The sequence below is a fragment of the Paucibacter aquatile genome (assembly GCF_002885975.1).
GTDB lineage: Bacteria > Pseudomonadota > Gammaproteobacteria > Burkholderiales > Burkholderiaceae_C > Paucibacter_A > Paucibacter_A aquatilis.
Genome location: NZ_POSP01000001.1, coordinates 640,740 through 653,937, shown reverse-complemented (window position 1 = coordinate 653,937; position 13,198 = coordinate 640,740). Strand labels below are relative to the sequence as shown.

Annotated in this window: 10 protein-coding genes; 3 read left to right on the top strand and 7 right to left on the bottom strand. The window is 68.1% G+C overall.

The features are described 5' to 3' along the window. Positions 1-54: 54 nt before the first annotated feature. The gene (locus C1O66_RS02835; RefSeq protein ID WP_102766465.1) at positions 55-2,412 is read right to left on the bottom strand and encodes a Tex family protein; all 2,358 of its coding nucleotides are present in this window, start codon (positions 2,410-2,412) and stop codon (positions 55-57) included. Positions 2,413-2,641: 229 nt separating this feature from the next. On the opposite strand from C1O66_RS02835, the gene C1O66_RS02830 reads away from it, so the two are divergent. Then, positions 2,642-3,466, top strand: coding sequence for a MipA/OmpV family protein (locus tag C1O66_RS02830; RefSeq protein WP_102766464.1), 825 nt, complete (start codon positions 2,642-2,644; stop codon positions 3,464-3,466). On the opposite strand, the gene C1O66_RS02825 is transcribed toward C1O66_RS02830, so the two are convergent. The 5 genes from C1O66_RS02825 to C1O66_RS02805 form a co-directional block, all read right to left on the bottom strand. Next, positions 3,454-4,113, bottom strand: coding sequence for a PEP-CTERM sorting domain-containing protein (locus tag C1O66_RS02825; protein ID WP_102766463.1), 660 nt, complete (start codon positions 4,111-4,113; stop codon positions 3,454-3,456). The genes C1O66_RS02830 and C1O66_RS02825 overlap by 13 nt on opposite strands. A gap of 23 nt (positions 4,114-4,136) precedes the next feature. After that, positions 4,137-6,791, bottom strand: a complete 2,655-nt coding sequence (locus tag C1O66_RS02820) for a phosphocholine-specific phospholipase C (protein ID WP_102766462.1) — start codon at positions 6,789-6,791, stop codon at positions 4,137-4,139. Between the two features lie 141 nt (positions 6,792-6,932). Then, positions 6,933-8,231 (bottom strand): BaiN/RdsA family NAD(P)/FAD-dependent oxidoreductase, encoded by a 1,299-nt coding sequence (locus C1O66_RS02815; RefSeq protein WP_102766461.1) that lies wholly within the window; start codon positions 8,229-8,231, stop codon positions 6,933-6,935. Between the two features lie 79 nt (positions 8,232-8,310). Further along, entirely contained in the window at positions 8,311-8,808 is a 498-nt protein-coding gene (locus C1O66_RS02810) for a GNAT family N-acetyltransferase (protein ID WP_102766460.1), read from the bottom strand. Then, positions 8,808-9,833, bottom strand: a complete 1,026-nt coding sequence (locus C1O66_RS02805; protein WP_102766459.1) for an NADP-dependent oxidoreductase — start codon at positions 9,831-9,833, stop codon at positions 8,808-8,810. Before C1O66_RS02805 ends, C1O66_RS02810 begins: the two co-directional genes overlap by 1 nt. Positions 9,834-10,106: 273 nt before the next feature. On the opposite strand from C1O66_RS02805, the gene C1O66_RS24540 reads away from it, so the two are divergent. After that, on the top strand, positions 10,107-11,660 hold the full coding sequence (locus C1O66_RS24540) for a methyl-accepting chemotaxis protein (protein WP_102766458.1): 1,554 nt from the start codon (positions 10,107-10,109) through the stop codon (positions 11,658-11,660). Positions 11,661-11,800: 140 nt separating this feature from the next. Continuing rightward, positions 11,801-12,679 carry a type 2 periplasmic-binding domain-containing protein gene (locus C1O66_RS02795; RefSeq protein WP_102766457.1) on the top strand — a complete coding sequence of 293 codons (879 nt, stop codon included), beginning with the start codon at positions 11,801-11,803 and terminating at the stop codon, positions 12,677-12,679. Positions 12,680-12,686: 7 nt separating this feature from the next. Here the strand turns inward: C1O66_RS02795 and C1O66_RS02790 are convergent, their stop codons facing one another. After that, the gene (locus C1O66_RS02790; RefSeq protein WP_102766456.1) at positions 12,687-13,136 is read right to left on the bottom strand and encodes a PaaI family thioesterase; all 450 of its coding nucleotides are present in this window, start codon (positions 13,134-13,136) and stop codon (positions 12,687-12,689) included. Between the last annotated feature and the right edge of the window lie 62 nt (positions 13,137-13,198).

Genomic DNA, 13,198 nt, shown 5'->3' with positions numbered 1-13,198 from the left:
TGATCTGCGGCGGCAGCGCGCCAATGGCGACGCAGCCGCCCTGGATCGCCAGGCTCAGCCCTGTTTCTTGAACTTGGCAAACGCCGCCGCCATGGCACCGCCAGCGGCCGGCTCAGGTGCCCGGGCACCGGCAAAACCGCCGCGAGCCGCGCCACCACCGGCCCGCTCCTGGCGACCGGCCGGACGGAAGCTGTTGTCGGCCTTGGCGCCGCCGCGCTGCACCGGTGCATCCAGCTTCATGGTCAGGGAGATGCGCTTGCGAGCCAGGTCCACCTCCAGCACCCGCACCTTGACGATGTCGCCGGTCTTGACCACCTCGCGGGCGTCGGTCACGAACTTGTTGGACAGCTGGCTCACATGAACCAGGCCGTCCTGATGCACACCCAGGTCCACGAAGGCGCCGAACTGGGCAACGTTGGACACCGTGCCCTCGAGCACCATGCCCTCGACCAGGTCCTTGATGTCGTCCACGCCTTCGTTGAAGCGGGCCACTTTGAAGTCCGGGCGGGGGTCTCGGCCGGGCTTTTCCAGCTCGGCCAGGATGTCCTTGACGGTGATGGCGCCGAATTTCTCGTCGGCAAAGGCCTCAGGCTTCAGCGCGCGGATGACATCGCTCTTGCCCATGACCTCGGCCGCCGGCTTGTTGACGGCTTTCAGGATGCGCTCCACCACCGGGTAGGTTTCGGGGTGCACACCCGAGAAGTCCAGCGGGTTCTCGCCGTCGCGGATGCGCAGGAAGCCGGCCGATTGCTCAAAAGTCTTGGGGCCGAGGCCGGCCACGTCGAGCAGTTGCTTGCGGCTCTTGAAGGCACCGTTGGCATCGCGCCAGCGCACGATGGAGGCGGCCACGGTGCTGGACAGGCCCGACACGCGCGACAGCAGCGGGGCCGAGGCGGTGTTCAGGTCCACGCCCACCGAGTTCACGCAGTCTTCCACCACCGCATCCAGGGTCTTGGCCATGGCGCTCTGGTTGACATCGTGCTGGTACTGGCCCACGCCGATGCTCTTGGGGTCGATCTTGACCAGCTCGGCCAGCGGGTCCTGCAGGCGGCGGGCGATGGACACCGCACCGCGCAGGGTCACGTCCAGATCGGGCAGCTCCTTGGAGGCGAACTCGGAGGCCGAGTAGATCGAGGCGCCGGCCTCGCTGACCACCACCTTGTCGATCTGGGTGCCGGGGGCGAGCTGCTGGATGCGCTTGATCAGATCGCCGGCCAGCTTGTCGGTTTCGCGGCTGGCCGTGCCATTGCCGATGGCGATCAGGTTGACGCCATGGGTGGCGCAGAGGCGGCCCAGGGTGTGCAGGGCGCCTTCCCAGTCCTTGCGCGGCTCGTGCGGAAACACGGCGCAGGTGTCCAGCACCCGGCCGGTGTCGCTGACCACGGCCACCTTGACGCCGGTGCGGATGCCCGGGTCCAGGCCCATGACCACACGCTTGCCAGCCGGCGCGGCCAGCAGCAGATCGCGCAGGTTCTCGGCGAACACTTTGATGGCCACGGCCTCGGCATCTTCGCGCAGGCGGGCGAACAGATCGCGCTCCAGGCTCATGGAGAGCTTGACCTTCCAGGTCCATGAGATGGTCTTGCGAATCAGGGCGTCGCCCGGGCGAGTGCCCATGGTCCAGCCCAGATGGCGGGCGATGCGGCCTTCAGCCAAACCCGGTTGGCCGGCCACCACTTCTTCGTCCAGCGCCAGCTTGGCGTCCAGGATCTCTTGCGTGCGGCCGCGGAACACAGCCAGCGCACGGTGCGAAGGCACGGTCTTGATCGGCTCGTCGTAATCGAAATAGTCGCGGAACTTGGCGACATCGGGATTGTTCTCGTCCTTGCCGTCCATCAGCTTGGACTTGAATAAGCCCTCCTCCCACAGCCACTCGCGCAGCTTGCCGATCAGCACGGCATCCTCGGCCCAGCGCTCGGACAGCAGGTCGCGCACGCCGTCCAGCACCGCAAAGGCATCGGCAAAGCCGGCGTCGGCGTTGATGAAGGCCGCAGCTTCCGCCATCGGGTCCAGGCCGGGGTCGGCAAACAGCTTGTCAGCCAGGGGCTCCAGGCCAGCTTCGCGGGCGATCATGCCCTTGGTGCGGCGCTTTTGCTTGTAGGGCAGGTAGAGGTCTTCCAGCTCCTGCTTGGTCGGCGCGGCCAAGATGGCGGCCCGCAGCTCGGGCGTGAGCTTGCCTTGCTCCTCGATGCTCTTGAGCACGGCGGCGCGGCGGTCTTCCAGCTCGCGCAGATAGGCCAGGCGGGCCTCGATCTCGCGCAGCTGGCTGTCGTCCAGCCCGTCGGTCACTTCCTTGCGGTAGCGGGCGATGAAGGGCACGGTGGCGCCGCCATCAAGCAGCTCCACGGCGGCGTTGATCTGGGCCGGGCGAACGCTCAGTTCGGCGGCAATTTGAAGCAGGATCTTGTCCAAAACGTCGGCGAGGCAGTCAAAACAGGAAGCGGCGGAGTGTGCCACAGGGGCCTGGCGGCAGCCGCGCTGCGCTCCCGACCGGCGATTCACCGACCCGGCCCGGGCCCAAACGCGCGGCGCCAGCAAACGTCACACATTTGCGCCATATTGCGGGGCGAATCACCGCCACCCGGCCGCCTGCGTGCGGGCCGCACCTGTCCACCTCAGCCCTCCTCAGCCCAAAGCCACCATGATGCTCAACACCCTCCGTCACCTGCCCCGCACCGGCCTGATGGCCTGCATGACCGCCGGCCTCGGCCTGTTCAGCGCCGCTTCGGCCCAAGCCCAGGCCTTTGACACCGCGCGCATCTACGGCGCTGCGCCCGAGCGCGACGGCGGCCGCATCGGCCTCGTTGCACTGGCCGGCCACGCCTACCAAGGCTCGAAGAAAAGCCGCGCCATGCTGGTGCCCAGCCTCGACTACCAATGGAGCAATGGCTGGTTTGCCGGCACCAGCAATGGCCTGGGCCTGAACTTCTCCAAGCAGGCGCAGTTCAGCTATGGCCTGCGCCTGACGGCCGATTTCGGCCGCGATGAAGACCGCTCGCCGGCCTTGCGCGGCATGGGCGACATCGAATTCCGCCCCGAGATCGGTGGCTTCTTCAATTACAGCCCCAGCCAGAGCCTGGCCCTGACCAGTTCCTTGCGCTACGGCTCCGGCCAGGACCGCAAGGGCCTGCTGGTTGATCTGGGCGTGGCCCACCAGATCCCGCTGGATGGGAGCTGGCGCCTGGGTGTGGGCGCCGCCCTGACCCTGGCCAACCGCGAAGCGCTGCAGTCCTATTTCGGCGTGAGCGCGGCCCAGGCGGCGAGCAGCGGCTATGCGCCCTACCGCGTCGGCGCTGGCCTGCGCGATGTGCGGGCCAATGCCTCCCTGACCCACATCCTCAGCCCGCGCAGCAGCGTGACGGCCGGCCTCTCGGTCAGCGCCCTGCAGGGCGATGCCAAGAACAGCCCGCTGACGCACCAGAAGACCAGCGTCAACGGACTGCTGGCTTTCGGCTACTTGTTCTGACCCAGGCGGCGGCGCTGTACCAGCCCCAGGCCCAACAGCCCCGCCAGCGTCATCGCCAGCGCGCCGGGCTCGGGCACGGCGCTGACCTGCAGGCTGCCGCGCCAGTCGATGGGCAGATTGGCCGTGCCCTGGGCGTAGCCCAGGCCGAGGTTGAGGTCGCCCTCGGGGCTGCTGATCTGCAGCCAGGCCTCGCCCGGGCTCAGCAGCTCGAATTGCAGCGCGCCCAGGTTCAGCCAGGATTGACCGGCTGCCGCGACACCCGGGAAGTTCGACGCACCGATCTCGCCGGGGCGCAGAAAGCCGCTGTCATCGCTCCAACCCTCGGCCGCAGCAAAGCCCTTGAAGCGCAGCTGGCTGGGGTCGAAGTCGAGCTTGAAGCCGTAGAACAAGAACACATCGTCGGCCGCGCGGCCGGCGAAGGGCTGGTCCAGGCGGATCGCCACGTTCAGGGTCTGGCCCTGCTGCGCCGCCACGGGCAGCTCCAGGCGCATGCGTGGTTCCAGTGGCACGCCGGTGGGCGTGACGTCACTGAAAGAGAACGTCTGGGCTGAAGCCAGTGTCGAAGCCAGGAGGCCAGCGGCGCCCAGCAAGGCGGCCGCCAGGCTCGGGGCGCCGAATTTCAAGAAGGTGCTCGGTGTGCGTGTCATGCTCGTGTTCCTGGGTTGGGTGATCAGGGCTTTTGCTGGCGGAAGATGTCAAACCAGGCGCGGTAGTCGGCCTGGGTGATGCAGGCATCGGCATCGAAATTGGCCAGGGGCTGGTAGCGGTTGTCGCCGGCGCAGGCGCCCATGGCGGCGCGCTGGGCCTCGCGGTCGGCGGCGTCGATGCGGCCGTCGCCGTTGATGTCGCCGCGTTTGAGCAGGCGCAGGGCCAGGCGCGGGGCCGCTTCTTCGTAGCCATCGTTCAGGAACAGGCCGAAGAAGTACTCACCCTCCGCGAAGCTGGCCAGGCTGAAGCTCTGGCCGCCGGCCGGCGCGGCCACATAGTTCCACTTCAGCGAACCCGGACCACCGGGCACCATACCCTTGCGATAGAAGCCCAGCCAATGCTTGTTGCCAGCCGGCAGGCCTTGCCAGCTCAGGTTGATGCTGTCGCCGATGCGGGAGACGCTGGCCGATGCGCTGAAGCGCACCGGATTGACCGGCGGCGGCGTTGGCACCAGCACCGGCGGCGAATCCTGGGCCAGGGCCAGGCCGTTGAGCACGGGGTCGGTGTAATCCAGGCCTGCCCCCTCGACATGGCCGGCCAGGCGGCGCCAGTACAGGCTCTCGCCTTCCAGCGTCACGCCCAGGTCGTACCAGCCGCGGCTGGCTTCCACGCTCAGGGTCTCGCTGTGGTTCTGGCCCGGCTGCAGGCTCAAGCTCAGCAGGCGACCTTGGCCGTAGGCCAGATCCGCCAGCTGCAGGCGCAGGACCTGGCTGCTGCTGTTGCTGAACTGCAGGCGCACGCTGCGGCTGGCCGGCTCTTCGCGCAAGCTGACTTCCAGCTGGCGCGCGGCACTGCCCAGCGCCCCGCTGAACTCGCGCACAAAACCGTTCTGGCCATGAACCTTGAGCTGGTAGCTGTCGCCGCTCCAGTTCCAGACCTCGCGCTCGACGCGGGTGCCGGCGGCCAGGGTGTAGTGCCAGGGGCCGTCGCTGCGCAGGGCGGAGTAGACGATGAAGGGCTCGGCCACCGAGCCGCCATTGGCGAAGCTCAAAGCGAACTGGCGGGCCGTGCCCTGCACGGCGCCATCCACCTCGGCACGGTAGGGCATGGGGCAGGCCGGGCGCGGCTGGCCGGTGCTCACCTGCTCCTGGCGCGGCAGCACCTGGGTGGCGGGCGGCCAGGCCGGCGCCGTGGCGTCGTACTTGGGGTACTCGGCCGTGCGCGGCACGCCGGCCGGCCAGGTCTTGTTCGGCTCGTCGAAGTTGAAGACGCTGAGCAGATCGCCGCAGACCGCGCGGCGCCAGGGCGAGATATTGGGGCAGTGCACGGCCGCACGCGGCAGGCCCTTGCCCTGCACCAGCCACTCTTCGAGGAAACGGATCTGCGAGGTGTGGTCGAAGAGCTGGGAGTTGACGCGCCCGCCCTTGCTCCAGGGCGAGATCACCAGGGTCGGCACGCGCGGGCCCAGGCCGATCGGTTCGCTGCCCTTGTAGACCTCGCCCTGCAAGCTGTTGGCCACCGTGCTGCGGCCGCGGCCGGCGTCCATGGGCGGCACGTTCGAGGGCATGTGGTCGAAGAAGCCGTCGTTCTCGTCGTAGGTGATGATGAGCACGGTCTTGGCCCAGACCTCCGGGTTGTCGACCAGGGCGGCCAACAGGCGGGCGCTGAAGTTCTCGCCGGCATTGGGCGTGGGCGAGGGATGCTCGCAGTACTCGGTCGGCGCGCAAATCCAGGACACGGCCGGCAGGCGGCCGGCGCGCACATCGGCGGCGAAGTCATCGATCAGCCACTGGCCGGTGGTTTGCGCGGCGTTCGCGGCGTTCGAGCCCGGGGCCATGGCGCGGCACTTCTGGTACAGCGGCGATTCGGGCGTCAGCTTGCGGCCGGCCGCGTCGACACGGAAGTTCTTGAAGTACTGCAGGTAGTTGTCGCCGTAGTTGTCCCATTCCTGGTAGACCTTCCAGCTCACGCCTTGCGCTTCCAGCACCTCGGCATAGCTTTGCCAGGTGATGCCCTGAGCGGCCGGGTTGTCGTTGGCGATGTCGGCGTTGTAGGTGCCGTTGTTGACGTTGTAGAGCCGGCTGTCGGGGATGCCGGTGACGTAGCCGGCCGTGTGGCCGCTCAGGGCATAGAAACGGTTCGGGTCGGTGGGGCCGAAGACCGAGCAGTGGTAGGCATCACAGGTGGTGAAGGCGTCGGCCAGGGCGTAGTAGAAGGGCAGATCGCCACGATCGAAGTAGCCCAGGGACATCGAGGTCTTCTTGGGCACCCAGGCGTTCCAGTCCTTCCAGGCCGCTTCCGTGCCCTTCCAGTGGTGGTCCAGGCCGACGTGCAGGGCGTTGGTGTTCTTGACGTCGTAGTGGTAGGGCAGCACATGGCTGCTGCCGCTGGGCTGGAACCAGACCGGCTTGCCCGAGGGCAAGGTGATGGCACGCGGATCGCTGAAGCCGCGCACGCCCGCCAGGCAGCCGAAGTAATGGTCGAAGGAGCGGTTTTCCTGCATCAGGAAGACCACATGCTCGATGTCGCCGAGGCCGCCGCTGACCTGGCTGGCCGGTGTGGCCAGGGCGCGGGCGATGGTCTGGGCAAAGCTGGGGGTGTTGGCCAGGCCGGCAGTACCGGCGGCGGCGGCCAGAAAGCCGCGGCGGGAGGGGTTTTGAATTGTTCTGCTGCTCATGGCGGTCTCCGAACCGACCGCACAAGCCAAAAAGCGCGCACAGCCGGAAATCAAAACCGCCGATTCTGAGAACCCGCGATGTCAGGCGATCCAACGCGGCATGAGCTGTTCAGACCATGCGCATGCGACCCTGTGCGACTGTCAGACCGCCATGCCGGCGCCGCGCTGCAGATGGCGCGCCGCGCCCTCGCCCGCCACCCAGCCGCTGGCCATGCTGGCGGTGAGCAGATAACCGCCGGTGGGCGCTTCCCAGTCCAGCATCTCGCCGGCGCAGAACAGGCCCGGCAGGCGCTTGATCATCAGCTGTTCGTCCAGCTCTTCCAGGCGCACGCCGCCGGCCGTGCTGATGGCCTCGGCCACCGGGCGGGTGGAGGCCAGGCGCAGCGGCAGGCGCTTGATGGTGCGGGCCAGGGTGGGCAGGTCGGCGTACTCGTCCTTGCTCAGCACTTCGAACAGCAAACCGGCCTTGAGCCCTTCCAGGCCCAGGCGGCTCTTGAGGTGGGTGGACATGGAACGCGAGCCACGCGGGCGGGCCACTTCATCCATGACAAAGCTGTCGCTGCGATCGGGCAGCAGGTCCAGGTGCATCACCGCCTCGCCGAACTCGGCGATCTCTTCGCGCAGCAGGCTGGACGCGGCATAGATCAAGGAGCCCTCCACTCCGCTGGAGGTGATGACGAACTCGCCCTGGCGGTCGAAGCGGCGGCCGCTGCGGCCTTCGAAATGCAGCACCACCGGCTTGACCGGCTGGCCGGCAAAACGATCGGCAAACAGCGGCGACCAGCCCGGCTGCGGCCGGCCTTCGCGGGCCAGGCCGAGATTGAAGCCGCAGTTGGCCGCACGCAGACCGGCGATGTCCACGCCCTGGGCCGTCAGCAGCGGCACCCAGCCGGCGTTGGACCCAAGCTGAGGCCAGGACGCGCCACCCAGGGCCAGCACCACGGCGCCGGTGTGCGGCAGGGTCAGCTGCGCATCGCCATGGGCGAAACGCAAGCAGCCCTCTTCGTCCCAGCCCAGCCAGCGGTGGCGCATGTGGAAGCGCACGCCGCTGTTGCGCAGCCGGGCCAGCCAGGCGCGCAGCAGGGGCGCCGATTTCATGTCGACCGGGAAGACCCGGCCGGAGCTGCCGACAAAGGTGTCCACGCCCAGCTCAGCTGCCCAATCGCGCAGGGCCGGGCCGTCGAAATGGGCCAGCCAGGCACCGACCTCTTCACAACGCTCGGCAAAGCGGCTGCGGAAACTGAGGCTGTCTTCCGAGTGGGTGAGGTTGAGCCCGCCCTTGCCGGCCAGCAGGAACTTGCGCCCCACCGAGGCCATGGCGTCGTAGACATCGACCTCCATGCCCGCGGCACGCAGGCGCTCGGCGGCCATGAGCCCGGCAGGACCGCCACCGATGACAACGGCGTGGCGGGAATCGATGGCGAGAGGGACGGCTGACATGAATGAACGGTTGAACGGGCAAATTCGGAGCTGGGGCGGGAGTGTGCCAGATTGCGCGGCTCCAACCTCGGGTTTTCCCTCAATTCGCCGTGAAATCGGCCTTGAATTCCCGCCGCATATCGATGTGCTCGATGTCGTCGTCCAGGTAGGGCGCCGAGGTGGCGACAAAGCCCAGGCTGGCATAGAAGGCGCGCAAATAGCTCTGCGCCTGGATCTCCACCGACTGGCCGGGCCAGCGCTCGGCGCAGGCGCGCAAGGCCTGCTCCATCAGCGCCCGGCCGGCGCCACGGCCACGCGCCGCCGGCGCCGTGACCACCCGGCCGATCATGGGCTGGGTCTGGCTGGGGCCCTTGGTGCCGGGCGGCACCAGGCGGGCATAGGCCAGCACCGCATCGCTGTGGGCCGCCTGGCCCAGCAGGTGCAAAACCGCCGGGTCATGGCCGTCCAGATCCAGGTAGACGCAGTCCTGCTCCAGCACAAAAACCTGGGCGCGCAGGGCCAGGGCTGCGTAGAGCTCGTGGACGCTCAAGCCCTCGAAGGGCAGGCAGCGCCAGCGCAATTGCGTACCGCCCGCCATCAGACCAACTTCACCAGCTGTTTGCCGAAGTTGCGGCCTTTGAGCAGGCCGAGGAAGGCCTCGGGCGCCGCCTCCAGGCCCTGCGCCACCGACTCGCGGAACTTGAGCCGGCCAGTGGCGACCAGGCCGCCCAGTTCCTTGAGCGCCTCGGGCCAGAGCTCCATGTGCTCGCTGACGATGAACCCCTCGACCTTCATGCGGTTGGTCAGGATGAGCTGCGGGTATTGCAGCGGGATGGGCTCGCCGTTGTAGCCGGAAATCATGCCGCACATGGCGACGCGGCTGAAGGCATTGGCGCGCAGCAGCACGGCGTCGAGGATGAGGCCGCCGACGTTCTCGAAGTGGCCATCGATGCCGTCCGGGCAGGCAGCCTTGAGCGCTTGCGAGAGCGAGGCCAGGTCGGGGTGCTGGCGGTAATCGATGCAGGCATCAAAGCCCAGTTCCTCGACCACGTAGCGGCATTTCTCCGCCCCGCCGGCCAGGCCCACGGCCCGCGCGCCACGCGCCTTGGCCAGCTGGCCCACCACCGAGCCCACGGCGCCGCTGGCGGCACTGACCACCACGGTCTCACCGGCTTTGGGGCGAATGATCTGGGTCAGGCCGTACCAGGCGGTCACGCCCGGCATGCCCACGGCACCGAGGTAGGCCGAGAGCGGGATGTGGCGGGTGTCCACCTTGTTGAGCACGCCGCGCTGGCTGGCGTCGACCACGAAATGCTCCTGCCAGCCACCCATGCCCACCACCGAATCCCCGGCCTGGAAGGCCGGGTTGCGCGAAGCAATCACCTCGCCGGCCGTGCCGCCCAGCATCACCGCGCCCAGGGGCTGAGGGGCGGCGTAGCTCTTGCTGTCGTTCATGCGGCCGCGCATATACGGATCCAGGCTCAGGAAATGGTTGCGCACCAGCACCTGGCCTTCAGCCAGCTCCTCGGGGCCGGGCAGGTCCTGCTCGACGAGGCTGAAGTTGTCCAGGCCGGCCTCGCCCTGGGGGCGGGAGGCCAGAAGGATTTGGCGGTTGCGAATCATGGGGAAGGACTCCGATTGGCTTGTGTCACAGGTTCTAGGCCCGCATTCGACCACGAGGCGCCCTGCCCTGCCCGGCGCCGACGCAAAAGCCGCTCAAGCTCCTCGGGCACGGGCCGATAAACGAACGATGCGTCCCTGTCCACGCGTGGACTCGGGCGCCAGGTAGATCCAGGGTGGAACTCAAGAGGCCAGATCAAGCCCGTTTCCCGTCAACACGTCCAACCCGGTTCAGCCCCGCATGTCGCGGCGCTGGGCCATGGAGAACCACTCATCATGCAGCTGTCCGACTACAAGATTTCCACCAAGCTGGTGAGCGCCTTCACGGCGGTTGCCCTGATCGGTGCCGTCATCGGCACGGTGGCCATCGGCAATATGAAACGCATCAACGACGCCGACACCGCGCTCTACGAGCGCGAGCTGCTCGGCCTGTCGCTGACCAAGGAGGCCAATGTGCGCCGCCTGCAGGCCGTGGTGGCCGTGCGCGACGCCATCCTGGCCACCGACGCCGCCGAGCGCGAACGCGCCATCGGCCTGATGAACGAATCGCGCAAGCAAACCAACGATCTGCTGGAACAAGCCGGCAAGCTCTACACCAGCGACAAGGGCAAGGCCGGCCTGGCCACCTTGCGCAGCCAGTGGGAGAAGGACCAGCAGGTGGCCCAGGAGATGATCAAACGCATCAGCGTGACCGAGCTGGCCGGCTCCAACGAAGCCATCAAGTTCGTCAAATCCGACCTGACCCCCCAGGGCAGCTTGGTCGACCAAACCCTGACCGCCCTGACCCGACTCAAGGAAGAAGAAGCCAAGACCCTGTCGGACGACAACGACTCGCTCTACCAAAGCAGCCGCAACACGACCGTGGTGCTGATCGTGCTGGGCGTGATGGCCGGCGTGGGCTTGGGGCTGGGCATCAGCCGCCATGTCACCGCCCCGCTGGCGCGCGCCATGGAAGGCGCCCAGCGCATGAGCGAGGGCGACATGACCGTGGTACTGCAAGCCGAGGGCCGCGATGAAACCGCCCAGCTGGTGCAGGCCCTGGAAGCCATGCGCCGCCGCCTGCAGGAAATCGTCACCCATGTGCGTGACAACTCCGAAAGCGTGGCCACCGGCGCCGGCGAGATCGCCCAGGGCAATGCCGACCTGAGCCAGCGCACCGAAGAGCAGGCCAGCGCCCTGGAAGAGACCGCCGCCACCATGGACGAGCTGGGCTCGACCGTGCGCAACAACGCCGACAACGCCAAGCAGGCCAATCAGCTGGCGCTCGGTGCTTCGCAGATCGCCACCCGCGGCGGTGATGTGGTGGGCGAGGTCGTGGAGACCATGCGCGGCATCAACGACAGCTCCAAGAAGATCGCCGACATCATCAGCGTGATCGACGGCATTGCCTTCCAGACCAACATCCTGGCCCTGAACGCCGCCGTGGAAGCCGCGCGTGCCGGCGAGCAAGGTCGGGGCTTCGCCGTGGTGGCCAGCGAGGTGCGCAACCTCGCACAGCGCAGCGCCGATGCGGCCAAGGAAATCAAGACCCTGATCAGCGCCAGCGTCGAGCGCGTCGAGCAAGGCACGGTGCTGGTGGACCGCGCCGGCACCACCATGACCGAGATCGTCGGCGCCATCAAGCGCGTCAGCGACATCGTCGGCGAGATCAGCGCCGCCAGCAGCGAGCAGAGCTCGGGCATCGCCCAGGTCGGCGAGGCCGTCACCCAGATGGACAAGGTGACCCAGCAGAACGCTGCCCTGGTGGAGGAATCGGCCGCTGCGGCCGAGAGCCTGCGCCTGCAGGCGGCCCAGCTGGTGCAAGCGGTCGCGGTGTTCAAGCTGCGCTGAAGGCCTGCGGCCACGCAGGGCGCGTGGCCCTTGCGAAGAAGAAAAGCACCCCACACGTGAGCCTCTGCCCAGCCCCTGGCGGGCGACGCGGGGCGGGCCGGTCAGCCGGCCTCGCCTGGTTGATCGGCGGAACGAGGGCCTTGCTGCTGGCCCTCATGCTGAGCTGCGCGCAGGCCGGCCCCGGCCATGCACTGGCCGCGGCGAAAGCAGATGCCCGAAGCGGCACCGAGCCACAAGTTCTGACCCTCTGCCAGGCCGACCCGCAGCGCTACGCCTACCGCATGGCCCTGACACGCCTGCTGCTGGCGCGCACCGCTGCGCCCGGCGAGCGCACCGAGCTGCGCCCCTACGCCCCAGGCCCGGACCCGACCCAGGAGCGCTGCCTGGGCCTGCTGCGCCAGGGCCTGGTCGATCTGGTCTACCTGCCGCCGCAGGCCGCGCTGCTGCGTGAGTTCAGCGCCATCCCGTTTGACCTGCACCAGGGCATGCTGGGCTATCGTCTGCTGCTGATCCACAAGAAAGACCAGGCCCGTTTCGCCGCCGTGCGCGACCTGGCCGGCCTGCGCCAGCTGACCGGCGGCTTTGGCCGTCAGTGGGCCGATTTCGCCCTGTTCGAGCGCAACCAGCTGCCGGTGGTCGGCGTCGCCCAGGGTCAGTCCTTGCTGGCGATGTTGCAGAGCGGGCGCTTCCAGTATTTCCACCGCGGCCTGCACGAGGCCTGGGCTGAGCTGGAGGCCAACCCGCAGCTGGACCAGCTGATGGTCGAACCCCGCCTGGCCCTGCACTACCGCTTCCCGGTCTACTACCTGTTCCGCAAAGACCGCGCGGCCTTGCGCCAGCGCATGGAGCGCGGCCTGGCCCTGGCTCAGGCCGATGGCAGTTTCGCCGCCCTGTTCCGCCAGCATTTCCAGGCCATCGCCCGGCGGGCGCAGCTGGGCTCGCGCACCATTCTGGAAATCGACGCGCCCTTGCCGCCCGGACTGCCGCCGGAGGACTCGCGCCTGTGGCTGCCGCCTTGAGCCCGGCTCAGTCGGCCTCGCGTCGCTGCAGGGGCTTGAGCGCGCGGCCGCGGCTAGGCAGGGCACGCAAGTATTTGAAGGTGGCGGTGGCATGGGCCACCAGCTGGCCATCCTCGCCGAGGATGGAACCCTCGCAAAACGCCATGGTGGTGGAGCGGTGCAGCAGCTTACCCAGGGCGCGCAACTCGCCTTCGCCGGGGCGCATGAAGGAGGTCTTCATCTCCACCGTCACCACACCCGGGCCCATGCCCTCGGCCTTCATGTGGATGCTGCGCGCCGCATGGGCCATGGCCACGTCCAGCATGGTCATGAGCACGCCGCCATGGGCCACCTCCCAGCTGTTCAGATGACCCTCGGAGAGATCCACCCGCAGCTCGGCCTGGCCGTCGCCCATGCTGTGCAGCTCCAGGCCCAGCTGTTCGACAAAGGGGATGTGGACGGGGAATTGAAGAGGCATGGCCGTGGAGGATGAGTGAACGGGTGAACAGGTGAACCAGTGAATGGGCCCCAGCATTTTCA

Bases quoted from the DNA above. Each gene is read 5' to 3' on its own strand.
- C1O66_RS02805 (WP_102766459.1), bottom strand. From the start codon at position 9,833: ATGATTCGCAACCGCCAAATCCTTCTGGCCTCCCGCCCCCAGGGCGAG.
- C1O66_RS02815 (WP_102766461.1), bottom strand. From the start codon at position 8,231: ATGTCAGCCGTCCCTCTCGCCATCGATTCCCGCCACGCCGTTGTCATC.
- C1O66_RS02790 (WP_102766456.1), bottom strand. From the start codon at position 13,136: ATGCCTCTTCAATTCCCCGTCCACATCCCCTTTGTCGAACAGCTGGGC.
- C1O66_RS02810 (WP_102766460.1), bottom strand. From the start codon at position 8,808: ATGGCGGGCGGTACGCAATTGCGCTGGCGCTGCCTGCCCTTCGAGGGC.
- C1O66_RS02830 (WP_102766464.1), top strand. From the start codon at position 2,642: ATGATGCTCAACACCCTCCGTCACCTGCCCCGCACCGGCCTGATGGCC.
- C1O66_RS24540 (WP_102766458.1), top strand. From the start codon at position 10,107: ATGCAGCTGTCCGACTACAAGATTTCCACCAAGCTGGTGAGCGCCTTC.
- C1O66_RS02825 (WP_102766463.1), bottom strand. From the start codon at position 4,113: ATGACACGCACACCGAGCACCTTCTTGAAATTCGGCGCCCCGAGCCTG.
- C1O66_RS02820 (WP_102766462.1), bottom strand. From the start codon at position 6,791: ATGAGCAGCAGAACAATTCAAAACCCCTCCCGCCGCGGCTTTCTGGCC.